The organism is Alteriqipengyuania lutimaris (genome assembly GCF_003363135.1).
GTDB classification, from domain to species: domain Bacteria; phylum Pseudomonadota; class Alphaproteobacteria; order Sphingomonadales; family Sphingomonadaceae; genus Alteriqipengyuania; species Alteriqipengyuania lutimaris.
This window is the reverse complement of the sequence record NZ_QRBB01000001.1, coordinates 2074052-2096500: the sequence shown is the minus strand read 5'-3', so window position 1 is coordinate 2096500 and position 22449 is coordinate 2074052. Positions and strand designations below refer to the sequence as shown.

Annotated in this window: 22 protein-coding genes and 1 tRNA gene; 7 read left to right on the top strand and 16 right to left on the bottom strand. The window is 64.8% G+C overall.

The annotated features are described in order from the left end of the window. Positions 1-29: 29 nt before the first annotated feature. Positions 30-512 carry a pyridoxamine 5'-phosphate oxidase family protein gene (locus DL238_RS10010; protein ID WP_115492126.1) on the top strand — a complete coding sequence of 161 codons (483 nt, stop codon included), beginning with the start codon at positions 30-32 and terminating at the stop codon, positions 510-512. Positions 513-574: 62 nt separating this feature from the next. Here the strand turns inward: DL238_RS10010 and DL238_RS10005 are convergent, their stop codons facing one another. After that, a complete protein-coding gene (locus tag DL238_RS10005) occupies positions 575-2011 on the bottom strand; it encodes a sodium-dependent transporter (RefSeq protein WP_115492125.1) in 1437 nt (478 codons plus the stop codon). Between the two features lie 130 nt (positions 2012-2141). Here DL238_RS10005 and panB point away from each other — a divergent pair, with 130 nt between their 5' ends. Together panB and DL238_RS09995 are read left to right on the top strand one after the other, a co-directional pair. Further along, positions 2142-3011 carry a 3-methyl-2-oxobutanoate hydroxymethyltransferase gene (gene panB / locus DL238_RS10000; RefSeq protein WP_115492124.1) on the top strand — a complete coding sequence of 290 codons (870 nt, stop codon included), beginning with the start codon at positions 2142-2144 and terminating at the stop codon, positions 3009-3011. 38 nt (positions 3012-3049) lie between these two features. Then, the gene (locus DL238_RS09995) at positions 3050-4108 is read left to right on the top strand and encodes a DUF475 domain-containing protein (protein WP_115492123.1); all 1059 of its coding nucleotides are present in this window, start codon (positions 3050-3052) and stop codon (positions 4106-4108) included. Here DL238_RS09995 and prsR read toward each other — a convergent pair. The 5 genes from prsR to DL238_RS09970 all read right to left on the bottom strand — a co-directional run bounded on the left by prsR (position 4105) and on the right by DL238_RS09970 (position 10782). Then, positions 4105-5478 carry a PEP-CTERM-box response regulator transcription factor gene (gene prsR, locus DL238_RS09990; RefSeq protein ID WP_115492122.1) on the bottom strand — a complete coding sequence of 458 codons (1374 nt, stop codon included), beginning with the start codon at positions 5476-5478 and terminating at the stop codon, positions 4105-4107. The two genes, DL238_RS09995 and prsR, sit on opposite strands and share 4 nt — an antisense overlap. Further along, positions 5478-7589, bottom strand: coding sequence for an XrtA/PEP-CTERM system histidine kinase PrsK (gene prsK / locus DL238_RS09985; RefSeq protein ID WP_115492121.1), 2112 nt, complete (start codon positions 7587-7589; stop codon positions 5478-5480). Before prsK ends, prsR begins: the two co-directional genes overlap by 1 nt. Next, complete coding sequence (locus DL238_RS09980) at positions 7586-8971, bottom strand: TIGR03013 family XrtA/PEP-CTERM system glycosyltransferase (RefSeq protein WP_115492120.1); 1386 nt, start codon at positions 8969-8971, stop codon at positions 7586-7588. The genes prsK and DL238_RS09980 overlap by 4 nt, the downstream gene beginning before the upstream one ends. Positions 8972-9092: 121 nt before the next feature. Further along, entirely contained in the window at positions 9093-9389 is a 297-nt protein-coding gene (locus DL238_RS09975) for a hypothetical protein (RefSeq protein WP_115492119.1), read from the bottom strand. Between the two features lie 70 nt (positions 9390-9459). After that, complete coding sequence (locus DL238_RS09970; protein WP_115492118.1) at positions 9460-10782, bottom strand: short-chain fatty acyl-CoA regulator family protein; 1323 nt, start codon at positions 10780-10782, stop codon at positions 9460-9462. Positions 10783-10946: 164 nt separating this feature from the next. Here DL238_RS09970 and DL238_RS09965 point away from each other — a divergent pair, with 164 nt between their 5' ends. Then, positions 10947-12542, top strand: a complete 1596-nt coding sequence (locus DL238_RS09965; protein WP_115492117.1) for an isocitrate lyase — start codon at positions 10947-10949, stop codon at positions 12540-12542. A 114-nt stretch (positions 12543-12656) separates the two neighbouring features. Beyond that, complete coding sequence (locus DL238_RS09960; protein WP_115492116.1) at positions 12657-12848, top strand: hypothetical protein; 192 nt, start codon at positions 12657-12659, stop codon at positions 12846-12848. Positions 12849-12902: 54 nt separating this feature from the next. On the opposite strand, the gene DL238_RS09955 is transcribed toward DL238_RS09960, so the two are convergent. From DL238_RS09955 to efp, 7 genes are all read right to left on the bottom strand, one after another. Beyond that, a complete protein-coding gene (locus tag DL238_RS09955) occupies positions 12903-14267 on the bottom strand; it encodes an amidohydrolase (RefSeq protein ID WP_115492115.1) in 1365 nt (454 codons plus the stop codon). 168 nt (positions 14268-14435) lie between these two features. Next, positions 14436-16232 (bottom strand): SLC13 family permease, encoded by a 1797-nt coding sequence (locus tag DL238_RS09950; protein WP_115492114.1) that lies wholly within the window; start codon positions 16230-16232, stop codon positions 14436-14438. Between the two features lie 79 nt (positions 16233-16311). After that, positions 16312-16905, bottom strand: a complete 594-nt coding sequence (locus DL238_RS09945; protein WP_115492113.1) for a hypothetical protein — start codon at positions 16903-16905, stop codon at positions 16312-16314. A 105-nt stretch (positions 16906-17010) separates the two neighbouring features. Further along, a tRNA-Leu gene (locus DL238_RS09940) sits at positions 17011-17095 on the bottom strand. An 84-nt stretch (positions 17096-17179) separates the two neighbouring features. Then, the gene (locus DL238_RS09935; RefSeq protein ID WP_115492112.1) at positions 17180-18001 is read right to left on the bottom strand and encodes an inositol monophosphatase family protein; all 822 of its coding nucleotides are present in this window, start codon (positions 17999-18001) and stop codon (positions 17180-17182) included. Positions 18002-18022: 21 nt separating this feature from the next. Next, on the bottom strand, positions 18023-18388 hold the full coding sequence (locus tag DL238_RS09930; protein ID WP_115492111.1) for a hypothetical protein: 366 nt from the start codon (positions 18386-18388) through the stop codon (positions 18023-18025). A gap of 2 nt (positions 18389-18390) precedes the next feature. Then, positions 18391-18954, bottom strand: coding sequence for an elongation factor P (gene efp / locus DL238_RS09925; protein ID WP_115492110.1), 564 nt, complete (start codon positions 18952-18954; stop codon positions 18391-18393). Between the two features lie 126 nt (positions 18955-19080). On the opposite strand from efp, the gene DL238_RS09920 reads away from it, so the two are divergent. Next, positions 19081-19491 (top strand): hypothetical protein, encoded by a 411-nt coding sequence (locus DL238_RS09920; protein WP_234031033.1) that lies wholly within the window; start codon positions 19081-19083, stop codon positions 19489-19491. A 28-nt stretch (positions 19492-19519) separates the two neighbouring features. On the opposite strand, the gene DL238_RS09915 is transcribed toward DL238_RS09920, so the two are convergent. Both DL238_RS09915 and thiE read right to left on the bottom strand, forming a co-directional pair. Beyond that, positions 19520-20284, bottom strand: coding sequence for a M23 family metallopeptidase (locus tag DL238_RS09915; protein ID WP_325048442.1), 765 nt, complete (start codon positions 20282-20284; stop codon positions 19520-19522). Beyond that, positions 20277-20948 carry a thiamine phosphate synthase gene (thiE, locus tag DL238_RS09910; protein WP_115492108.1) on the bottom strand — a complete coding sequence of 224 codons (672 nt, stop codon included), beginning with the start codon at positions 20946-20948 and terminating at the stop codon, positions 20277-20279. The genes DL238_RS09915 and thiE overlap by 8 nt, the downstream gene beginning before the upstream one ends. A gap of 93 nt (positions 20949-21041) precedes the next feature. On the opposite strand from thiE, the gene DL238_RS09905 reads away from it, so the two are divergent. Next, positions 21042-21440, top strand: a complete 399-nt coding sequence (locus tag DL238_RS09905) for a hypothetical protein (RefSeq protein WP_115492107.1) — start codon at positions 21042-21044, stop codon at positions 21438-21440. A gap of 3 nt (positions 21441-21443) precedes the next feature. Here DL238_RS09905 and DL238_RS09900 read toward each other — a convergent pair whose 3' ends face one another. Beyond that, positions 21444-22337, bottom strand: coding sequence for a fructose bisphosphate aldolase (locus DL238_RS09900; protein ID WP_115492106.1), 894 nt, complete (start codon positions 22335-22337; stop codon positions 21444-21446). Positions 22338-22449: the final 112 nt, after the last annotated feature.

The window sequence follows — 22449 nt, the reverse complement described above, 5'->3', positions numbered from 1 at the left end:
TGTCCGTTACAGGCCCGAAGGAGAAAATCATGCGATACAACGAAGGCAAGGCCGACGAACTGCGGGAGAAATTCTGGAAGGAACTGGCGGATAAACCCTATCTGTTCCTGCAGCTGGACGGCGTCTCGAAAAGCGCGGTGCCGATGGCTCCGCAGCTTGATAAGGACGCGAACAGCTCGATCTGGTTCTTCACCCACACGAAAAGCGATTTCGTCCGCCTCGGCCCGGTCACCGCGACTTTCCAGGGCGACGACATGATGTTCGCGCGCTTTCACGGCACGCTCGTCAAGGAAGACAGCCAGGAGCGGTTTGACCACTTCTGGAACAATTTCGTGAAGGCCTGGTACGATGGCGGCAAGGACGATCCCAATATCGTCTTCCTGCGCATGGATCTGGGCGATGCGGAAATCTGGGACGGTGAAATGGGTGTGCTCGACGTGGCCAAGATGGCGCTAGGCATGACCGTGCACGACGATGCCGAGGAACAGCACGTCAAGCAAACGTCGCTCTAAAAAGCCCACTCACACGCTGACAAGAAAAGGGCGCGGCCTGCGAAGGCCGCGCCCTTTTGCTTTTACAGCTGCGGTGCCGATCCCAGGATGCTGGGGAACAGGCCGGTCAGCAGAATAAGCGCCACCGCGATCGGGCACAGCCAGGCCAGCAGGAAGCGCCACACCGCGAACATGGGGCCGGACAGTTCCGTGGCCGCCTGCAGCAGCCGCCGATCCGCCTTCCAGCCGACGAAGATCGAGACCAGCAACGCGCCCAGCGGCAGCATGATCTTGCCGGTGAATCCATCCACCGTGTCGAGAATATCGGTATCGGCAAAGATCGGCCAGAACGAGAGCGGACGCACGTCGGACCAGACGTTGTAGCCCAACAGGCAGGCGATCCCGATCAGAAAGGCGCCCCCGCCGAAGATCAGCGAGGACATCGTGCGGCTCCAGCCGAGCTCGCCGATGCCGAACGCGGTCGGCACTTCGAGCAGCGAAATCGAGCTGGTGACCGCCGCAACCAGAACCAGGACGAAGAAGAGAAGCCCGATCAGCGAGCCCGCAGGCATCGCTTCGAAGGCGAAGGGCAGCGTCTGGAACACAAGGGTCGGCCCGGCCGCCGGATCGAGCCCCACGAAAAACACGATCGGAAAGATCATCATGCCGGCAATCAGCGCCACCGCGCTGTCGGCAACGGCGATGATGACTGCGGTCGAAGCCAAGGGCGTGCCTTCGCGAATATACGAGCCATAGGTGATGATCCCCGCCACGCCGAGCGAGAGCGAGAACAGCGCCTGGCCGAGCGCGGAGTTCATCACGTCGGGCGTCAGGCGGGACCAGTCGGGCGTGAACAGGAAAGCCGCCGCCTCGCTCACGTCGCCGACTACGGCACCGTAAATGGTGATGCCGGTCAGCAGCAGGAAAAAGGCGGGCATCAGCCAAGTCGCTGCTTTCTCGATCCCGCCGGAAACACCGCGTGCCACGATGAACAGTGTGAGGCCCATGAAAGCGAAATGCATCGCGATCAGCAGGCCCGGGCTGGCGAAAAGGTTGGTCAGCCGATTGGCGATCTCGTCCTGGCTCTGCCCCTGCAAGGCCCCGCGAAAAGGATCGCCCGCCGCGACCGCCGACACGAAGTCGCCTGCGAATACACCGACGTAATAAAGAACCCAGCCTGCGACGACCGAGTAGAACGACACGATCAGGAAAGCCGCCAACGCGCCGAGTGCGCCGACCGAAGCCCATCCGCGAGAAACCCTCGATTCCTTGGCGACCCGGCGAATGGAGCCGATGGCATCGGTCTGCCCCGCCCTGCCGATGAAGATTTCGGCCAGCAGCAGCGGCAGGCCGAGCAAAAATACGCAGCCGAGATAGAATATGACGAATGCGCCGCCGCCGCTTTCACCCGCAAGCGTCGGAAACCGCCACAGGTTGCCCAGACCAACGGCGGCGCCAATCGCCGCGAGAATAAAGGCTGAACGTGAGGACCAGCCCTCACCCGTCGAAGTCGCGACCATGAAAAATTGTCTCCCTGCCGCGCCCCGGACGCGGATTACCCTGTCATTGGTCACGCTTCTGCAATGTTTCGCCCCTCGCGTCGAGGGCTTCGCTTTGCGTTTGCCCCAAAGCCGGGCTAGCAGGCGTGCCATGTCGACAACCTTCCAGCTCGATACGGCCACGAGCCGCGCCACCCCCACCCCGCAGCCGATGAAGCGCCTTACGGTGCCCAAGCTTCGCGCCCGCAAGGCAGATGGCGTGACGCAGGATCCGATCGTGATGCTGACTGCCTACACGGCGCGCCAGGCTCAGTTGCTCGACGAGCATTGCGACGCGCTGCTAGTTGGCGATTCGCTGGCGCAGGTCATTTACGGCCTGCCCTCGACCATTCCCGTGACACTGGAAATGATGGCCAACCATGCGGCCGCCGTGGTGCGTGGCAGCTATCACGCGGTGGTGGTGGTCGACATGCCCTTCGGCGCCTACGAGCCATCGCCGGAAAAGGCCTTCGAAAGTGCCGCGATGCTGCTGAAAGCCAGCAATGCAGCCGCCGTGAAGCTCGAAGGCGGCGAGGCGATGGCCGAGACGGTCGAATTCCTCGTCCATCGCGGCATCCCGGTGATGGGCCATGTCGGCCTGACTCCGCAGGCGGTCAACGTGCTGGGCGGCTATGGTGCGCGCGGACGCAGCGATGCCGAGGCGGACAAGATCGTCGCCGACGCCAAGGCGCTGGAAAAGGCGGGGGCCTTCGCCATCGTGGTCGAAGGTGTGGTCGAGCCGATCGCCATCCAGGTGACCGAGGCGGTCGGCGTGCCGATCATCGGCATCGGTGCCTCGGCCAAATGCGACGGGCAGGTGCTGGTCACCGAAGACATGCTCGGCATGTTCGAACGCGTGCCGCGCTTCGTGAAGAAATATGGCGACCTCGCGGGCGAGATCACCGACAAGGTTGCGCAATATGCCCGGGAAGTGCGCGAGCGCAGCTTCCCGACCGACGACCAGACGTATCAACCAAAATAGACCGGCCTCAGCCCGGCATCACACGGACGACGACATTCGTGAACACGCTTTTCAAACATTACTGGGGCTCGCTGCTTTTTACGGTGGTGTGCTTCATCGCGGCCGGAATCTACGCCTGGAACAGCTCGGGCAGTGTGGAAGGCGTCGCGCAAGTGCTGTGGATCGTGCTCGTCCTGTCGATCCTCGAAATCTCGCTCAGCTTCGACAATGCCGTGGTCAACGCGACCGTGCTGCGCGAAATGGACGAGAAGTGGCAGCGCCGCTTTCTCACATGGGGCATTCTGATCGCGGTGTTCGGGATGCGGATCGTTTTCCCGCTCGCCATTGTAGCCGTCGCCGCCAAGCTCGATCCGCTGTCTGCCATCGACCTCTCGCTGAACGATCCCGAGCGATACGAGGCGATCGTCAGCAGCGCCCATGTCGGCATCGCGGGCTTCGGCGGTGCCTTCCTGACGATGGTCGGGCTGAACTTCTTCTTCGATGGTGACAAGGATGTGGACTGGATTCGCGGGCTCGAGCTGGCGTTGCGCCGCTTTTCCGAAATCCGGGCGGCTGAAATCGGCATCCTGCTCCTGCTGCTCTACGGTATCTCGACTATGCTGCCCGACGCCGACGCGATGGTCTTCCTGACAGCCGGGATCCTCGGTCTCGTAACCTATATTGCGGTCGACGCCATCGGCACTGTGCTGGACAAGGTGGAGCGGCGAAAGATGGCCGAGGGCGCGGTGCGATCGGGCCTCGGCGGGTTTCTCTATCTCGAGGTGCTCGACGCGAGCTTCTCCTTCGACGGGGTGATCGGCGCCTTTGCATTGTCGAACAACATGCTGATCATCGCGCTGGGGCTCAGCATCGGCGCGCTGTTCGTCCGCTCCATGACGGTTCATCTGGTCCGGGCAGGGACGCTGACCAAATATCGTTTCCTCGAACATGGTGCATTCTGGGCGATCATCGCGCTTGGCCTCATCATGCTGCTGTCCGCGCACTGGCACATTTCCGAGAGCATCACCGGGCTGATCGGCGCGGTGCTGATCGGCATCTCGCTGCTGTGGTCGATGCGGTACAACCGCAAGCACGGCCGCGAGGTCGATAGCGCCTAGGTCTGCAGATCGTACTGCTTGAGCAGGTCGTAAAGCGTCGGTCGTGAAATGCCGAGCAGCTTGGCACTGCCGGAGATATTGCCCTCGGTCCGCGCCAGCGCCTTGCGGATGACATGCCGGTCCACCTGCTCGCGCGCGCATTTGAGGTTGAGCGGATCGGCGGCTTCCTCTCGCAGGTCGGTGAGGTCGAGATCCTGGGCCGAAACCAGCTTACCGTCCGCCATGATAACGGCGCGCTTCACGCGGTTTTCCAGTTCGCGCACGTTACCCGGCCAAGCATGCGCATCGAGTGCGGCCAACGCATCCGGTGCGAAGCCTTTCACTTGGGCGTTCATCTCCCGCGCGAAGCGGGTCAGGAAGGCCTTGGCCAGCAGCACGGCATCGCCCGCCCGCTCCGCCAGCGAGGGTATACGAACGACGATTTCGGCCAGGCGGTAGTAGAGGTCTTCGCGAAACGTTTCATTGCCGATCATCGCATCGAGATCGCGGTGTGTCGCGCACACGATCCGGGTGTCGACCGAAATCGCCTTGCGCCCGCCGATCCGCTCGATCGTGCGTTCCTGCAGGAAGCGCAGCAGCTTGACCTGCAGGGCGAGCGGGATGTCGCCCACTTCGTCAAGGAACAGCGTTCCGCCATGGGCGCGCTCGATCTTGCCCTCGGTCGTCTTGATTGCGCCCGTGAACGCGCCCTTCTCGTGCCCGAAAAGCTCGCTTTCGAGCAGGTTCTCGGGGATCGCCGCGCAGTTGATCGCAACGAAGGCACCATCGCGCCGCGGGCTCGAATCATGCAGTCCGCGCGCAAGCAGTTCCTTGCCGGTACCGCTCGCACCCAGCAGCATGATCGATGCGTCGGTGCCCGCGACCCGTTCGATCGTCCGCGCGACCTTCACCATTTCGGGCGCGCCGGTGATGAGCGTGCCGAGCACGGTCTTGTTCTCGCCCACCTTCTCCGCAAGACGCCGGTTCTCCGCCTCGATCCGGTGGAGGTTGAGCGCGCGTCCGACGATCATCTCCAGCGCAGCTATGTCGAGCGGCTTCTTGTAGAAATCGTAGGCGCCCGCCGCGATCGCATCGAGCGCGCTTTCGCGTGCACCATGCCCGCTCGCCACGATAACCTTCGTCGCAGGCGCTTGTGTCATGATCGCTTCGAGGACGGCGAAGCCTTCGCTCGTGCCATCGGGGTCGGGCGGCAGTCCCAGGTCGAGCGTGACGACCGGCGGCATTTCCGCGCGCAGGATGGCAAGCGCCTCGTCTCGCGTGCCGGCGATGAAGACTTCGAAGCCTTCGAACGCCCATTTAAGCTGCGGCTGCAGGCCCTCGTCGTCTTCGATGACGAGAAGCTTGGGCAGCTTGGGCAGTTTGTCGCTCATCAGGCAGCCTCTCTGGATGATGTCTCGCCGGGCAATTCGGCAGGAGCCACGCGCGGCAGGTCGATAATGAAACGCGTGCCGAGCCCGACGCGCGACTGGACCATCAGACGACCGCCCATTGCGCGGACGAGTTCGCGCGCCTCGAACGCACCGATCCCGAAGCCATCGGGCTTCGAGGTCACGAAGGGTTCGAAAAGTTTGTCGCGCAGGAAGGCGGGGTCCATTCCCTCGCCCACGTCGACGATTTCGATATGCGCGAGGTGGGCATCGCTTCGCAGCGACACGCAGACCGGCCCAGCCGGCGGGCTCGCATCGACGGCGTTCTGGATCAGGTGGATCAGTGCCTGCTCAAGCCCGTCGCGATCGCCGCGAACGATGCAGACGTCCTGCGCAGCGACTTCGACCCGGTGGCGCTCTGCGAACCGCGGCCCCAGCTCGCGGATCAGGGTCGCGAGATCGAAGCTCTCAAGCCGCGCATCACGAGCGGGACCATAGCGGCCAAGCCGCTGGATCAGGGCATTGAGCTTGTCGGTGCTCGTGCCCAGCGTCTTGAGCATGTCGGCGCGGAAGGCGGGATTGTCGGCATGCCGCTGTGCATTGTGCGACAGCAGCGACAATTGGCTGGCGAGGTTCTTGATGTCGTGCAGGACGAAGGCGATCCGCCGGTTGAATTCGTCGAAGCGTGCGGCCTCCATAAGCGCGCGCTGGCTCGTCTGTTCGGCAAGGTAGCTGGCGAGCTGGCGACCGACCGCGGTCAGCAGATCGAAATCCTCCCAGTCGAGCTGCCGGTCGATCAGCGGCCGCGCGAGCAGAACTGCGCCCTGAAGACGGTCGAAATGCCGCAGCGGCACGATCGCCCACGCGCGGCTTCGTTGATCGAGCCATGAGGGAAGTTTCTGTACCTCGCCCATAGGAGACGTGTTCCCCCGCCATTCCTCCAGATCGATCACGTAGTCACGATCCGCCAGGCATTGGGTCACATCAGACGGAAGCGCGGTGCCCTGTTCCTCGAGCGTGGGCCAGCGCCACGCTTCCGCCAGCGCAAGCGTGCCGTCGCCATCAGTCAGAAACAGCGCAGCGGAAGGGCTTTCGGTGATGTCGGCCATGGCCTTGGGAATGCGGACGTGCAGCCCGTCGCCTTCGTCGACGCCGCGTCCGATCGTGTCCGCAAGCTGCAGCCATTCGGTGCGGTAGTCGTAGCGGTGGCTGAAGAGATGCTTCTGCAGCGTCACCCTGAGCCAGGCGCGAAAGCGCGCCGAGGGCAGCCACAGTGCCATGACGGTCAACAGCGCGACGAGAAAGCCGACCTGCGCGAGCCGGGCTCCGTCGGCATCGAGCATGCTGAGCAGGCGCGCGATCCCTGCCATGGCGAGCAGGTATGCACCGATGAGCAACAAGGAGAGCGATCGGAAGGCGACTTTGCGCGACGCGCGGAATTTCAGGCCGCGCACATCCGTGCCTAGCGACATCGCAAGCGGGATGAAGGCGATCGCGACCACCAGGCTCTTGATCACGGCGATCTGGCTTGGAAAGTCACCGGCAAACCATGTCACGGCATAGTGATTGAGTTCGAACACCCAGAGAGCCGAGAGTGCCAGAGCGGCCCATCGCGTGCCCGCACGGTCACGATGCGATGCCCCGATGTAGAGATTGTGCAGCAGGACGAGCGCGCCGATCGCCACGAGCATATGGAGCAAGGCGGAGACATCGAGGGCCGCGGACTCGAAGCCCGGCCCGGGATCGAACAGCAGGTTCGAGGCGAGGATTGCGCATTGCAACAGCTCGACGAAAACGAGACTGGCAATGACGAAGCGAACGCGCTGGGCGCTTTCACGGTCGACGCCGCCTGCGAACAACGCATGGATCAGCGCGAGCCACGACAGGTTGCGAATGGACTGGACCGCGCCCGTCGCGAGGCTGTCCGGGCCGAGACCGGCGAGCACGCCTGCCCACAGCGCGGTGAAGCACAGGGCGGCAACGCCCGCGATCCGCTCGCGCCGCCAGGGCATGGGGCGCTGGCTCAACCACACGGCGGCGAGCGTGCAGGTGGCTGCGCAGCCCGTGTTGATGACGAGTCCCGCCGCCTGCATGGCTTCGGACCCCGTGATCATCGCGCCCCCGACGGAAACAGGATCACGCGCAAGGTCTGCAGCAGGATCAGCAGGTCGAGAAAGGGCGTGTAATTCTTGGCGTAATAGAGATCATATTCGAGCTTGTGCCGCGCATCCTCCATGCTCGCCCCGTAAGGATAGTTGATCTGCGCCCACCCGGTGATGCCCGGCTTCACCATGTGGCGTTCGGCATAATAGGGCAGCTTGTCGTCGAGATCGTTCACGAATTGCGGGACCTCGGGGCGCGGGCCGACGAAGCTCATCTCGCCTTTCAGCACGCTCCATGTCTGCGGAAGCTCGTCGATCCGGACCTTGCGGATGAAGCGTCCGATGCGCGTGATGCGCGGGTCGTTCTCGCTGGCCCACTTGGCACCGTCTTTCTCCGCATCGGTGCGCATGCTGCGCAGCTTGATGACCGAGAACCGGCGACCATACAGACCCACGCGCTGCTGGCGGAAGAATGCCGGCCCCTTGCTGTCCAGCTTCACGAGCACGGCGAACAGCGCGATGACGGGAAAGGTGACCAGCAGAAGCAGGCCGCTGACGAGGATATCGAAGAGGCGCTTGGCAATGCTCGAATAGCGGCGACCGGCCGAAAACCCGTCGGAAAAGATCAGCCAGCTGGGATTGAGCGTATCGAGATCGACGCGGCCGGTTTCGCGTTCGAGGAAGCTGGACACCTCGTGCACCGGCACGCCGCGCGTGCGCACGCGCAGCAGGTCCGCCAGCGGAAGGGCATTGCGCCGCTCTTCCAGCGCAAGCACCACCTCGCTCGCGCGCAGCCGCGCCACATACGCACCCAGATCGCCCAATTGATCGCGGTTCACCGCCTCGGGCAGGATCCGGTGCGCCTCGCTCATGGCGATGAAGCCGACGATCGCGAATCCCGCATCTTCGCACTGTGCCATGGCCTTGAGCCGCGCGGCGCGTGCCCCCGCCCCCAACACGACCACGCGGCGCTTGAACCGCTCCCGGTCGAATGCATGGCTGAGCGCAATGCGCACCATTCCGATGAAAAACGCGGCCAGGCCGAGCGCGTACAGCAATGTCGAACGCCAGAAGCCGACAGTCGGCAGTATGAAATCGATGACCGCGAGCGCGATCCCGCCCACCGAAAGCGCGACGAGGCTGCGCGCGAAGGCATAGCGGGGGCTGCGCAGTGCCTCCGGGCTATAGAGGCCGATCGCCACCAGCGAGAGCCAACAGATGATGACGAAGCCGGCAAGCGGCAGCAGCCGCTCACTCCAGGGTCCGGCGTCGGTCCCGATCTGCCACGCGCGTGCATGCCATGCCAGATCGCCCGCGAGCAGCAGCAGCGCGAGGTCGCACAACCCGAACAGCAGCACTGCCTGCGGGATATAGTGCTTGAACAGGCGGATCATCGCAGCTGGCCGGGCCCCTTCTTCGCAAACATGTGCGAGGGCCCGGCTTACGCGGGAGTGGTGAAATGTCGGTAAACTTTACACGCGGGCTGAAACGCCCGGAAATCCGCTCGTGCGCGGCCTATTCGCCAGACGGGTCGAGCTGCTCGGCCGCATCCTGTGCCGCATCGCCGACCTGGCCCGCGGCTTCGCCCACCTCGCCCGCGGCATCGCCGATGGCGTTGTCCTTGGCGACCTCGGCATTGCTCATGTTGCTGAAGATCATGACTGCCGCGACGATCGCGACGATGGCAACCAGCAGCAGGAGGATCTTGCCCATCCCGCCGCCAGAGCTACGCTCCCCATCGGACACGACCGTATGCGTGGTATGTGTGTTGCCATCCTCGTCGGTAGTCCGGGTGATACGTTCCTCGGTCATCGTGCTTGAGCCCTGTTCCGCTGATCTGACTTGCAGAAAGCGCAAAGGAACTTGCGGTTCCCCGCAATATTCATTCAACCCGCACCTGCATGGGACCTCGCAGCGAGCGCGCGGGGCAGTCGGTCCGCCTGCATGTGCGGCAGCCCGGGCCGACCGGTGTCGCGTCCTCGGGCCGCAGCGAAATGCCTCTGGCCAATGCGAAATTCTCGGCCAGGCGCGCTTCGATGCCGAGGATGAGCACATCTGTGCGCGGTTCGTCGGCGACGGGCGGCGCGGCGATATGGGCGATCAGCCAGTGTTCGGGACCCAGCGCGCCGCTCTCCATCATGACGGCCTGCGCGTGCCATTCGGTCCGCCGCTCGAAGCCGAAGCGCGGACAGCCCGGCCTTCGGTCGAGGATGCTCGCATCGCTCGCACCCAGCAGGCGTTCGAACAGCTGCACCGATCCGTCGATCCGGCCGGCGAAGAACGGCAAGCCACGTTGCCCGACGCGCTGCATGGTCGTGAAACGGCGTGCGACCTCTGACACATCGGTGGCGAAGCGGCGGGCAAGCACATGGGGCTCGTACCCCGTCGCCTCGCAGGCGCGCAGAAAGCGGCCATAGGGCATGATGACCGCGCGGGCGTAATAGCTGCGCAGGTACGCGGCAAAGGCGTCGCGTGCGCCCGGATGCTCGAACGCAGCTCCGTCGACAATGTCGGCGATCATGTCGCGATGTTCGAGATCGGCAACCTGGCGCGCGATCTCGAGATTGCGCGCGGCCGGCGAAAGCATTTCGGACAGCTGCACCTGCCGCGCGTGCAGATCGAGCCGCCGGTTCGCCTCTGGCAAGGCCGCACGTGGCAGGAAGCGCAGCGCGAGCTCGTGGCGATCGCGCAAGTGATCGGTCAGCGCTGCGCCGACGTCCGCCCGTGACAGCCGCATTTCGTCGGCCAGGGCTTCGGCCGCCTCGTCCAGTTCGATGAAATGGTTGCGCCAGCGTTCGATCGCGCGCCATACCTCCTCCTCGAAGGGCCGAGTGTGCAGGCTGGCCCGCCCGCGCTCGTCGAACAGGCGGGCGAAGGCGGCAGCAGCCTGCGGGGCGGCCGCCAGAAATTCGGTAACTTCGGCACGGTCGATGCCCAGGTCGGCAAAGCGCTCGTCTCCAAGGCGGCGGGCAAGCCCGTCGATCCCGCCGATCGCGCTGCTTTCCTGAAGCCCGCGCGGATCGTAATCGAATTGCTCCACCAGTTCGAGCACGACACGCGCAGTCACAGGCCGCTGGTTGCGTTCGATGAGGTTGAGGTAGCTGGGCGAGATCGACAGCCGCTGCGCCATCGCTGCCTGGGTCAGACCTTCGCGGCGACGGAGCCTGCGCAGCGCAGCGCCCGCATAGAGAGAGGGTTCGCTCATGACGAAGGATCTTCCTTCAATTTGTAAACATTTTCACAATCACACACGACGCTATTGGCGATTCAGCGCTTTGAAACAAGAATGTTTGTAACTAATCCTGTCCGGTGAGCAGCATGGCGCATATTGAGAGGAGCAGAGACGCACTACGAAGGACGGAAAACCCCATGACCTACACCCGCGAAATCGAACAGTTGAAGGGCCGCATTGCCGATGGAGGCGAGGCCTGGGCCGCAATCGACGCCGAGTCGGCTGCGCGCATGCGGCTGCAGAACCGCTTCCGCACCGGGCTCGACATCGCGAGGTACACCGCGAAGATCATGCGCGAGGACATGGACGCCTATGACGCCGATCCCACGAAGTACACGCAGTCGCTCGGCGCATGGCACGGCTTCATCGGCCAGCAGCAGATGATCGCCATCAAGAAGCATTTCGGCAGCACCAAGCAGCGCTACCTCTACCTGTCGGGCTGGATGGTCGCCGCACTGCGAAGCGACTTCGGCCCCCTGCCCGATCAGTCGATGCACGAGAAAACCGCGGTCCCCGGGCTGATCGAGGAGATCTACACCTTCCTCAAGCAGGCCGACGCGCGCGAGCTGGGCGGCATGTTCCGCGATCTCGACGCAGCACGCGAAGCGGGCAACGACACAGAAGCCAAGCGCCTCGAAAACGCGATCGACAATTACGAAACGCACGTCGTGCCGATCATTGCCGACATCGACGCAGGCTTCGGCAATGCCGAGGCGACCTACCTGCTCGCCAAGCAGATGATCGAGGCGGGCGCCTGCGCGCTGCAGATCGAGAACCAGGTCTCGGACGAGAAGCAGTGCGGCCACCAGGACGGCAAAGTCACCGTGCCGCACGAGGATTTCCTGCAGAAGATCCGCGCTATCCGTTACGCCTTCCTCGAACTCGGCGTCGACGACGGCATCATCGTCGCGCGCACCGACAGTCTGGGTGCCGGCCTGACCAAGCAGATCGCCTACTCCACCGAGCCGGGCGACCTGGGCGACCAGTACAACAGCTTCCTCGATGCAGAAGAGGTCGACCCGGCCAACATCTCCAACGGCCAGGTCTTCATCAGCCGCGACGGCAAGCTGATGGCGCCCAAGCGCCTGCCTTCGAACCTCTACCAGTTCCGTCCCGGAACCGGGGTCGACCGCGTGGTTCTCGACTGCATCACCTCGCTCCAGCACGGCGCCGACCTGCTGTGGATCGAGACCGAGAAGCCGCATGTCGAGCAGATCGCCAGCATGGTGGACAAGATCCGCGAGACCGTGCCCAACGCAAAGCTGGTCTACAACAACTCGCCCAGCTTCAACTGGACCCTTAACTTCCGCCAGCAAGTCTATGATGCGTGGGAAGAAAGCGGCAAGGATGTGAGCGCCTACGACCGCGCCAAGCTGATGAGCGTCGACTACGACAGCACCGAGCTGGCGCAGCAAGCCGATGCGAAAATCCAGAGCTTCCAGGCCGATGCCGCGAAGCGCGCCGGCATCTTCCACCACCTCATCACGCTCCCGACCTACCACACGGCGGCGCTGAGCACGGACAACCTCTCCAAGCGCTACTTCGGCGAAGAAGCGATGCTGGGCTACGTCAAGAACGTCCAGCGCGAGGAAATCCGCCAGCAGATTGCCTGCGTGAAGCACCAGAACATGGCCGGCTCCGACATCGGAGACGACCACAAGGAATACTTCGCCGGCGAAGCCGCGCTGAAGGCGGGCGGCAAGGACAACACCATGAACCAGTTCGCCGCATAGTCCTTCACAATTCAATCAAGAGCTCGAGAGGCGGGCTTGTCACCGGGGCGTCGGGTCGGCATTGCTGTCCGACGACCCCGGGACACCTGATTTTCCGATGGAGCGGATGCACTTATGACCGACGAGACCCCCCAAGAACCTAGCAAGGAGCCCGGCCGCGCCCGTGCGCTGCTGTCCACCGCCGACTTCCGCCTGCTGCGCGCCGCGCTCGCGAGCCACGCCCGCACCACGGAAGACCGCGAGGAACTGGCGAAGATCAACGCGCTGCACCACCGCCTCGGCACCTACGTTCCGGACGCGGAATAGCACCGAATAACGAGGGCGCGCGGGCCGCGCAGATGCGGCCCGCCTCGCCCTTTCTCAGTTGCCGCCGACCGGCATCAGATCGATCGCCGCCGCAGCAAGCGCTTCGGCACCGGTCGCGATCACCTTCTCCGCATCGGGCGCCCAGAACGGGCTGTGGAGCGACGGCAGCGAGGCTTCGCCCGCCTGCGCCGCTTCCCACTCATCCTGCGGGACGCCGCCGATCCAGAAGATCAGTGATTTCACATCCTCGGGCGCGGCCCGGCGGAACTGGCTGAAGTCTTCCCCGCCCATCACGCTGGGCACCTGCATCACGCGATCCTCGCCGAAGCGGTCGCGGAAACCCGCCATCAGCATCTCGGTGAATTCGGGGTCGTTATAGGTCGAGGGGGTGTAAGGATCCTCCACCTCCACCACCGGCATCAGCTCTTCGGGCAGGCCTGCACTCATCGCCTCGCCCCGTGCGATCCGGGCGATCCCGTCGAGCAGGAGCTTGCGCGATTCGTCGGTATAGCTGCGCACGGTCAGCTGCAGCTTCGCCTCGTCCGAAATGATGTTGTGCTTCGACCCCGAGCGGAAGCTGCCGACGGTCACGACCCCGGGCTCGAGCGGCGACAGCTCGCGGCTCACTAGCGTCTGCAGCTTCATGACGATGGCACTGGCGAGGACCACCGGATCCTTGGTCGCCTGCGGGTAGGCGCCGTGGCCGCCGATGCCCTTCACCGTGATATCGACGCTGTCGACATTGGCGAGCGCGTAGCCGGGCGAGAAGCCGATCGTCCCTGCCGGGAACTGCGCCGCATCGTGGAAGGCGACGGCGTAATCGGGCTTCGGAAACCGCTCGTAGAGCCCATCTTCGAGCATGGCGAGCGCGCCCAGGCCCACTTCTTCCGCAGGCTGGAGGATCATCACCAGCGTGCCCTGCCACTCGTCCTTGTGATCGACCAGCTGCTGCGCGGCGCCGATCCAGCCGGCCATGTGGGTGTCGTGGCCGCAAGCGTGCATCACGCCGGTTTCGACGCCGGTCGCGGGCGTTGCGGTGACGGTGGAGGCGAAGGGCAGTCCAGTCTGCTCGACCACCGGCAGCCCGTCCATGTCGGCGCGCAGCATCACGGTCGGCCCGTCGCCGTTGCGCATCACTGCGACCACGCCGGTCCGGCCGACGCCTTCGGTTACCTCGAAGCCCAGCGCGCGCATCCTTTCGGCCAGTTTGGCGGCGGTTTCGACCTCCTCGAAACTCAGTTCGGGGTTGGCGTGGAGATCGCGGTAGAGTTCCATGAGGCCGGGCATGTCCTCGGCCACGCCCGCGCGCAGCTCGGCCGCCACCGCAGCATCGCCCGCCTGCGCCATCGCCGGGCTCGCGCCACTCGTTCCCATTGCCAGCGCCAGCGCTGCGCTCGCCATCCAAACATGCTTGAGCATTCCCGATTCTCCCCTGTTACCTGAAGGCCCTGACACACCTGACACAGTGTTCAGGGACCAAAATCCGGTCGATCTGTTGCGGTCCTTGCAATCGATCCAGTCGATGAACAGCGGACGGCGCGACACATCATCTCCAAACCATCGCAGAATTGGAGCCGATAGGAAATGCTAGAGCTGGTAGGTGAGCACCAGCAGGACGGAGAGCGTCGTCACCATCAGCGCGACCAGCGGCACGCCGGTCCGCAGGTAGTCGGAGAACTCGTAGGACCCCTCCGCCATGATCAGCATGTTCGTCTGGTAGGCGATCGGCGTGGCGTAGCACAGGTTGCAGCCGAACAGCACGGCGAGGACCAGTGGTTCCGGCGGCAGCCCCAGCTCGGTTGCGATGGAGAAGGCGATCGGCGTGCCGACCGTCGCCGCCGTGGCATTGGACGCGAAGTTGGTCAGCACGGTCACGAACAGCATGATCGCCGCCAGCACGGCGGCGGGAGGAAGCTCCCCCAGTCCGATGGAAAGCGCCATGCCCAGCCACGCGGCCGCGCCGCTCGCCTCGACGATCGCGCCCACCGCAATGCTTGCGGCAACCAGCACGATGACCTTGGCCGACAGGGCCCGGCCGACGCGGTCGAACTTCACGCAGCCGGTCAGGAACATCAGGATGGCGCCCGCCAGCGCGGATATGGCGATGGGAAACAGGCCGATCGATGCGGTAAACACGGCCCCACCCATGATGACGGCGGAGAGCAGCGCCTTCGAACGGCGTGGCAGCTCGCGCATGCCTTCGAGCATCAGGAGGCTGTCGCTGCGTGCGAATTCCTCAAGCTCGTGGCGAAGCCCGGTCACCATCAGCACGTCGCCCTCGGCGAAGCGCAGGTCCCCTTCGGAATACTGCTGCTCGCCACCCACCCAGCGCTCGGGCCGGTGCACGCCGAGCACGGCGACGCCATAGAGGTCGGCGATGCCCGAGCTGGCGAGCGTCCGCCCGATGAGGCGTGAATCCGCGGTCACCGCGAGTTCCAGCACGATCACGTCTTCGTGCCGCGCCGCCGCCTGCCGCCTGATCTTGGACAGGACCCATTCGGGCGCGGTCTCGCCACGCAGCAGGCGCATCGCATCCTCGATCCCCTCCTGCGTGCCCGAAATCAGCAGGCGCTGCTGCGGTTGCAGCGTGCCTGTCGGCGGGTCGTGGATGGTCACGTCGCCCGACAGGCGCGGGAGGACGTCCTTGATCGCCTCGCCCGTCAGCGGCCCGTCCTCGCTTACCCGCAGACGCGCCTGGAAGCGGCGGCGCGGGCGCGTGTCTTCGACGCGGTTGTCCTTGAGCAGGCGCGGCATGACCAGCCAGAGATAGGGCAGCGCGATCGCCGCCGCGAACAGCACGATCGGGGTGTAGTGGAACACGCCCATCTCGGGCATGCCAAGATCGACTGCGATCGACACGACGAGGATGTTGGTCGAGGTGCCGATGGTGGTCGCCATGCCGCCGATCAGGACCGCAGCGTTGAGCGGGATCAGCGTCTTGGACGCAGGCAAGGCGCCCCGCGCGGCAAGGCTGACGAAGATCGGCAACAGCAGGACCAGCACGGGCGTATCGTTGATCGCCATCGACAGGACCATCGCCGCGATGAGCGAGACCAGCAGGCCGATCTGCAGGTTCCACTTGAACAGCCGTTCGAGCAGGTTTGCGGCAGGCTCCAGCGCGCCGGAGACGACCAGCCCGCGCCCCATGATCATCAGCGCGCAGATCGTGATCAGCGCGTAGTGCCCGAAGCCCGAGAACGCGATGCTCAGCCCGTCGGTCGGCTGCATGTCGGGCAGCGGAAAGAAATAGAGGAACACCGCAATGACGGCGATGGTCATCAGCGAAACGATCTCGGTCGAAAGCTTGCTGCGCGCGAAGCCGAGAAACATGGCGACCGTCACGATCATCGCCGCGATCGCGTGGAAAGATGGAGCTTCGAGCATCGGTGAGCCCGCGATAGCCGCCCCGCCCCCCGCTAGGCAATCACTGACGTTGCGACGAAGATGATTGGGAGGCCCGGTCCTAGGCGGTGGGATCCTCTGCCGCGACGATCAGCAGCGCGACGGCGAGCATCGCGGTGGCCACAGTGCCCGCAGCTCCGGCGGGAAAAGACCACTCGGCCATGCCCTGCGCCATGCCGAGCAGGTTGGCGATCGCGGCCGCAATTCCGGCGAGAATTGCCGGAAAGCCGACGATCCTGCCGATCGCGCCTGTGCGACATGCCGCGAGACCGATTCCGATGGCGGCGAGGCCGAGCAGCGCCTTGGCCTGGAAGAAAATGAAAAACGCGGCCTGGAGCACCATAGCAAAGACCTGCTCGCCCGCCTCCTGCGCGTGGCCGAACATCGACAGCCCGATGCCGACCTGGATCATATTGAGTATGCTCGCCAGCACGATCGCCGATGCAGCAAGCGGGAATGTGGAACGTGCGGTGAGCGGCAGGGCGGCGGCGGCAGCGAGCGAGAAGATTGCCATTTCGGTCAGCCAGGTGGCCGGCCGCAGCACCGTATCGGGTGCCGCCTCGGACACCACGGTGATGTAGAACACCTGCGTGGCGACGCTCGCCAGCAAGGCGGCGGCCACTGCCAGCGCGAGGCCCCTGATCGAATGTTTCATGTAAACGCCCCTGCCTTCCCGGTATCGCGCAGGGCTTCGTCGCCTGCGCATACCGTGTCATACGACAGGCGGCGCTGGCGCGTTACAGCGGTGATCCAAGGAAAATGGTGCCCCTGGCCCGACTCGAACGGGCACTCCGTAAGGAACTCGATTTTGAGTCGAGCGCGTCTACCAATTCCACCACAGGGGCGACCGTGCGGGGGCCGGACGCTTAGCCGAGCCCGCGAGCCGCATCAACGCCAAAGCGGCCAGGGGCCGCAATTCGCACTGCCGCTCAGCGCAGCGAGGCGGCGACGATCTTGTGCATCTTGGAGTGCAGGCCGTCATTACCCGCGAGCACCTGCTCGTGGTGGATCGGCTGGCTGCGGCCGCGATAATCGGTCACGAAACCGCCCGCCTCGCGCACCAGCAGGCAGCCGGCAGCGGTGTCCCACGGCTTGAGGTGGCTTTCCCAGAACCCGTCGAAGCGTCCCGCGGCAACCCATGCGAGGTCGAGCGATGCGGCACCGAAGCGGCGGATGCCCGCGACTTCGGGGCCGAGCGCACCATAGATGCGGCTCCATTCGGCAAAGTCGCCATGGCCTTGGAAGGGGATGCCGGTCGCGATGAGCGCGTCGGACATGCGATTGCGCGAGGAGACGCGCAGGCGCCCGTCGTGCAGCCAGGCGCCGCGCGTCTTTTCCGCCCAGAAGGTTTCGTCGGTGATCGGCTGGTAGACGACGGCGGCAGTCACATCGCCCCAGCCCGATCCGTCGAGCTTGCGCTCCTGCGCCGCGATCGAGATGGCGAAGTGCGGGATGCCGTGGAGAAAATTGCTCGTCCCGTCGAGCGGGTCGATCACCCAGCGCGGCGCGCGATCGTCCTCGCCCGCGATTTCGCCCGCTTCCTCCAGCAGGAAGCCCCAGCCCGGGCGGGCCTGCAACAGATCGTCGTAGAGCGAACGCTCGGCACGCATATCCGCCTTGCTGACGAAATCCGCCGGACCCTTGCGGCTGACCTGCAAGTGCTCGATCTCGCCGAAATCGCGGCGCAGGCGGTTGCCTGCGCGGCGTGCGGCGCGCTCCATCACGCGAATGAGGCCGGTAATCGCTGCCATCTGTGTGTCCTGCGTGTCCGCTTACTGTGCCGGTGCCGGGTCGGCCGGAGCCTCGCCGGGCTGGCGTGCGCCGCAGATGATCGCCGCGACGACATAGACATTCACGGGATCGCTCGCGTCGATCTCGGGATTGTTGGTCAGCGTCTCACCCGTCGCCACGCTCAGTGTTTCCAGCGTGTTGGAATAGAGACAGCCGATCAGGCCGTTCTTTTCCTCTATCGGGATTTCCTGGTTATCGACCGCATTGGCGAAGAGGCGGAAGATCAGCCCCGCGCGCTCGATCGTAGCCGCCTCGTCGGACGACGGTGCCGCAGGAGCATCCTGTGCAATGGCGGGAGCGGCCAGCAGGGCGCCGGCGGCGGCAAGGGTGCCGAAAATTCTGCGCATCGTCAGCCTGCCTTCCCGACATAGCTCTGTTCGTAGACGTCAACGATGATCCGCGTGCCGCTTTCGATATGCGGCGGCACCATGATGCGCACGCCGTTATCGAGCACCGCGGGCTTGTAGCTGGAGGAGGCGGTCTGCCCCTTCACCACCGCGTCGGCCTCGACAATCTCGGCCTCGACCTGTTCGGGCAACGCGACCGAGATCGGCTTTTCTTCCCACAGTTCGAGCGTGACGGTCATCCCGTCCTGCAGGAAGGGACGCGCATCGCCGAGCAGGTCGCTGGGCAGGTTGATCTGTTCGTAGGTGTCGGTGTCCATGAACACCAGAAACTCGCCATCCTCGTACAGGAACTGGTAGTCCTTGGTATCGAGCCGGACCTTCTCGACCGTGTCGGCGCTGCGGAAGCGCACGTTGGTCTTGCGGCCGTCCTGCAGGTTCTTCATCTCGACCTGCATGTAGGCCCCGCCCTTGCCCGGCTGGGTATGCTGGATCTTGGCGACCTTCCAGATGCCGCCTTCGTATTCGATGATGTTGCCGGGGCGGATATCGACGCCGCTGATTTTCATGGGGTATACCTTGGCTCGGAGCAAATCGGGGGCCGCCTGGCGGGAAACCGCGCGGGAGGCAGCAAGGCGCGGGCCTTAGCCGAGCGCTCATGGTCAGGCAAGGTAAGGCACACTATATTGCGATCCATGGACAGGATTTTCGATTATCGCACGGTGCGCGCTCGCTTCGCAGCGGCCGTAACGCTCGCCGCTCTCGCCGTGCCCGCGCTCGCGCTGGCCGGGCAGCCGACCATGCCGCAGTCGGGCCGCCTCGATACGCTGCCGCTCGGCATGTACGAGTGCACGCTCCCCGGCGATGCAGGTGGGCCAGCGTGGCACCGCATTCCGGAAAAGGATTTCACGATCCTCAACGCATCGAGCTACGAAGCGCGCGGAAGCCGCGGGATCTACCTGCTGCGCGGTGACGAGGTCACTTTCACGCGAGGCCCGCTCGAAGGCATGATGCTGGAACGCGCCGGACGCCGGATCCTTCGCGAACGGCAGGACGACGGTACGCTCGGCCGGATGCGCTGTGTGCTTTCGGGACCAAGCGACTAGACCGGTAGCCTCGCGTTACCGCACCCCGCTACTCGGCGTCGGCCGTCAGCAGCGGGAACGGATTGATCGCGTTGGTCGGTTCCCACCACTCGGCATCCTCGGTGGTCCGCATGATCGCGAAGTGAAGGTGCGGCGCATCGGGCGCGGCATTGCCGGTCGTGCCGACCGCGCCGAGGCGCTGCCCGCGGCGCACGCTCTGCCCTTCTTTCAGGCCGGGCGCATATTTGTCGAGATGCGCGTAATAGTAGATCGTGCGCTTGTCGGACGAGCGTACGTAGAGCGAATTGCCACCCGTCTGCGACTGGTAGATACGCTCGATCGTTCCCGGAGCTGCGGCGATCACACTGGTGCCCTTGGGCGCCATGATATCGATCGCCTCGTGCAGGCGCGAACCGTCGCCCCGCTCCGCCAGGAAGCTGTCGGAGAGATCGTCGGGCCGCACATTGAGGACGGGTATCACCAACTGGCCAAGCTCGCGATTACGCGGCGACGTGGCCGTACCGCGATCGAGCGATGCGACATTGGCATCGCGCTCGGCCCGCGCATTCTTTTCCGCACTTGCCTCCTCGGCAGAGACCGTTTCGGCAGTCACCGGCCTATTCTTCTCGGAAGCGGCTGCGCCCGGCCGCGTTTTTTCGATCTGGCCGTCGCCGTCGGAGAGTTCGATCAGGCTGCCGCCCGCCACGATCCACACCATCGAGGTGATCGTGGCCGTGACGATGATGGTCAGGATGCGGTCGACCAGCCCCATGGTCTTACGCTTGGGTGGCCTGTTTTTCTCGAACCTAACCATGCCCCTCGAGCACCTCCACGAAAGCCTGAACGGTCTTTGCCTCGTCACCGTTCCATACCGCACCCGACACGGCGAGGAAATCCGCGCCCGCTTCAATCAGCGGGACGCAATTCTCCGGCGTAATTCCGCCGATGGCAACACAGGGGAGTTCGAAGATCTGGGTCCACCATTCGAGGATTTCCGGCTGAGGCCGCTCGGCATTGCCCTTGTCCTTCGTGGTACTGGGGAAGAACGCGCCGAAGGCGACATAGTCCGCCCCTGCCTCGCCCGCTTCCATCGCGAGGTGGCGGCTGGCGTGGCAGGTTACCCCGATCTGCGCCTGCATGCCCAGCGCATCGCGCGCTTCGGCCACCGTGCCGTCCTCTTGGCCGAGATGGACGCCATCGGCCTTGAGGCGCTTCGCCAGCGCGATGTCGTCGTTGACGATGAAGGCGACCTCGTGCGCGGCGCAGATTTCCTGCAAAGGCTGCGCAAGCGCCGCGGCCTCGTGCTGGCCCGCCGACCCGTCGAACCCCTTCACGCGGAACTGGAACGCGGTGACATGCCCTGCCCCCGCCTCCAGCGCGCGCGCGAGCCGTTGCGGGAAATCGCCGCCCACATCCAGCGGCGAGATCAGGTAAAGCTGCGTCGGTACGTGCGGGATCGTGCTGTTGCTGTCGTTCATTGCGAGCGCACCTAGCGGCGCTTTCGCCGCCAGTCGATTCTTTCGCATCGACATTCAGCGCAGCGCAAGCCGCCGCAGCGCTAAGCCCTGCATATGAAACACGCCCTGATACTCGCGGCGATCCTGCCGCTTTCCGCCTGCGCCATCGTCCCCAACAAGGGGCCGATCGTGGATTCTCCGCACGAGGTTGCGCAGCAGGGCAGCACCGTCGGCCTGCTGCGCCCCGTCCAGCTGGGGCGCGTGGTGGTCACTCCCATGCGCGTGACCGAGGACAGCCGCTGCCCGATGAACGCGCGATGCGTGTGGGCGGGCCGCGCGGTTGTCGAAACGCGGATCGACGGAGCGGGATGGCGGCAGACCCAGCCGCTCACGCTGGGTGAGCCGCACACGGTGCGCGGCGTCACCGTGACTCTGGTCTCGGTCATGCCCGAACAGCAGACGGGCAAGCAGATCACCTCCGCCGAATACCGCTTCGTCTTCGAAGGCGGCTAGCCCTCAGCCCGCGACGCTCGCCGAGTAAATTTCGTCGATCGCGGTTTCGAGCGCGTTGTTGAACTTCTCGTCGTCCATATGCGCGCGCAGTTCTTCGAGCAGCGCGCGGCTGAAGCTCGCGATCATGCCGGTGTTCTTGGCCAGCTCGCGGCAGGCCTCGTCGCGCTCGTAACCGCCCGACAGCGCCACCACGCGCAGCACCCTGGGGTGCTCGACCAGCGGCAGGTAGAGGTTAGGCTCGGTCGGGATGGTCAGCTTCAGCATGACCTGCTGGCCTTCCGGCACGCGCTCGAGCTGTTCCTGGAAGGATGCGAGCAGGTGCGCCTCGGCCTCGCCCCTGGTTGCGGACTTGAGGCTGACTTCGGGCTCGAGGATCGGGACGAGGCCGTGTCCCAGGATCTGCAGGCCGAAATCCATCTGCTGGCGGACCGCGTCGGCGATGCCCTGCTGGTTCGCCTCGTGCACCACCGAGCGCATCTTGGTGCCGAACACGCCGAGCTCCTTCGCGCGGGCGCACTGGTCGGCCAGCTGCGGCATGTCCTTCATCAGCTGCACGCCGTTGGCCTCGTCGTGCATACCCTTGTCGACCTTCAGGAACGGCACGATGCCCTTGCCTGCGAGCCGCTCGGGAATCGGCATGCCTTCCTCGTTGCAGCCTTCCATGGTCTTTTCGAACAGAATCGCGCCGACAACCTTGTCGCCCGTGAAGGCTGGGCTTTCGACGATGCGGCAGCGCATCTCGTGGATCCTGGCGAACATCTCGTCTTCGCCCGAATATTCGTCCTCGCCGACACCATATCCGGCGAGCGCCTTCGGCGTGGAGCCGCCCGATTGGTCGAGCGCAGCGATGAAGCCCTTACCTTGGGCGATTTTCGCCTTCATCTGTTCGAAATCCATGGGTGTCTCTCGCCTTTCCTCACATTCGAATGCGTTGGAAGCCGCTTAGCCAGCCGGAACAAGCCCCGCAAGCCGTGCGCTCTGGCGTCAGACGCCGACGACTGCGCACACG

Excerpts from the sequence above, each read along its gene's own strand:
- DL238_RS09920 (WP_234031033.1), top strand. The coding sequence starts at position 19,081 with ATGGACAGGATTTTCGATTATCGCACGGTGCGCGCTCGCTTCGCAGCG.
- DL238_RS09955 (WP_115492115.1), bottom strand. The coding sequence starts at position 14,267 with ATGCTCAAGCATGTTTGGATGGCGAGCGCAGCGCTGGCGCTGGCAATG.
- DL238_RS09935 (WP_115492112.1), bottom strand. The coding sequence starts at position 18,001 with ATGGCAGCGATTACCGGCCTCATTCGCGTGATGGAGCGCGCCGCACGC.
- DL238_RS09965 (WP_115492117.1), top strand. The coding sequence starts at position 10,947 with ATGACCTACACCCGCGAAATCGAACAGTTGAAGGGCCGCATTGCCGAT.
- prsK (WP_115492121.1), bottom strand. The coding sequence starts at position 7,589 with ATGATCACGGGGTCCGAAGCCATGCAGGCGGCGGGACTCGTCATCAAC.
- DL238_RS10010 (WP_115492126.1), top strand. The coding sequence starts at position 30 with ATGCGATACAACGAAGGCAAGGCCGACGAACTGCGGGAGAAATTCTGG.
- DL238_RS09930 (WP_115492111.1), bottom strand. The coding sequence starts at position 18,388 with ATGCGCAGAATTTTCGGCACCCTTGCCGCCGCCGGCGCCCTGCTGGCC.
- prsR (WP_115492122.1), bottom strand. The coding sequence starts at position 5,478 with ATGAGCGACAAACTGCCCAAGCTGCCCAAGCTTCTCGTCATCGAAGAC.
- DL238_RS10005 (WP_115492125.1), bottom strand. The coding sequence starts at position 2,011 with ATGGTCGCGACTTCGACGGGTGAGGGCTGGTCCTCACGTTCAGCCTTT.
- DL238_RS09950 (WP_115492114.1), bottom strand. The coding sequence starts at position 16,232 with ATGCTCGAAGCTCCATCTTTCCACGCGATCGCGGCGATGATCGTGACG.
- panB (WP_115492124.1), top strand. The coding sequence starts at position 2,142 with ATGTCGACAACCTTCCAGCTCGATACGGCCACGAGCCGCGCCACCCCC.
- DL238_RS09975 (WP_115492119.1), bottom strand. The coding sequence starts at position 9,389 with ATGACCGAGGAACGTATCACCCGGACTACCGACGAGGATGGCAACACA.
- DL238_RS09945 (WP_115492113.1), bottom strand. The coding sequence starts at position 16,905 with ATGAAACATTCGATCAGGGGCCTCGCGCTGGCAGTGGCCGCCGCCTTG.
- DL238_RS09960 (WP_115492116.1), top strand. The coding sequence starts at position 12,657 with ATGACCGACGAGACCCCCCAAGAACCTAGCAAGGAGCCCGGCCGCGCC.
- thiE (WP_115492108.1), bottom strand. The coding sequence starts at position 20,948 with ATGAACGACAGCAACAGCACGATCCCGCACGTACCGACGCAGCTTTAC.
- DL238_RS09970 (WP_115492118.1), bottom strand. The coding sequence starts at position 10,782 with ATGAGCGAACCCTCTCTCTATGCGGGCGCTGCGCTGCGCAGGCTCCGT.
- DL238_RS09915 (WP_325048442.1), bottom strand. The coding sequence starts at position 20,284 with ATGGTTAGGTTCGAGAAAAACAGGCCACCCAAGCGTAAGACCATGGGG.
- efp (WP_115492110.1), bottom strand. The coding sequence starts at position 18,954 with ATGAAAATCAGCGGCGTCGATATCCGCCCCGGCAACATCATCGAATAC.
- DL238_RS09900 (WP_115492106.1), bottom strand. The coding sequence starts at position 22,337 with ATGGATTTCGAACAGATGAAGGCGAAAATCGCCCAAGGTAAGGGCTTC.
- DL238_RS09980 (WP_115492120.1), bottom strand. The coding sequence starts at position 8,971 with ATGATCCGCCTGTTCAAGCACTATATCCCGCAGGCAGTGCTGCTGTTC.
- DL238_RS09905 (WP_115492107.1), top strand. The coding sequence starts at position 21,042 with ATGAAACACGCCCTGATACTCGCGGCGATCCTGCCGCTTTCCGCCTGC.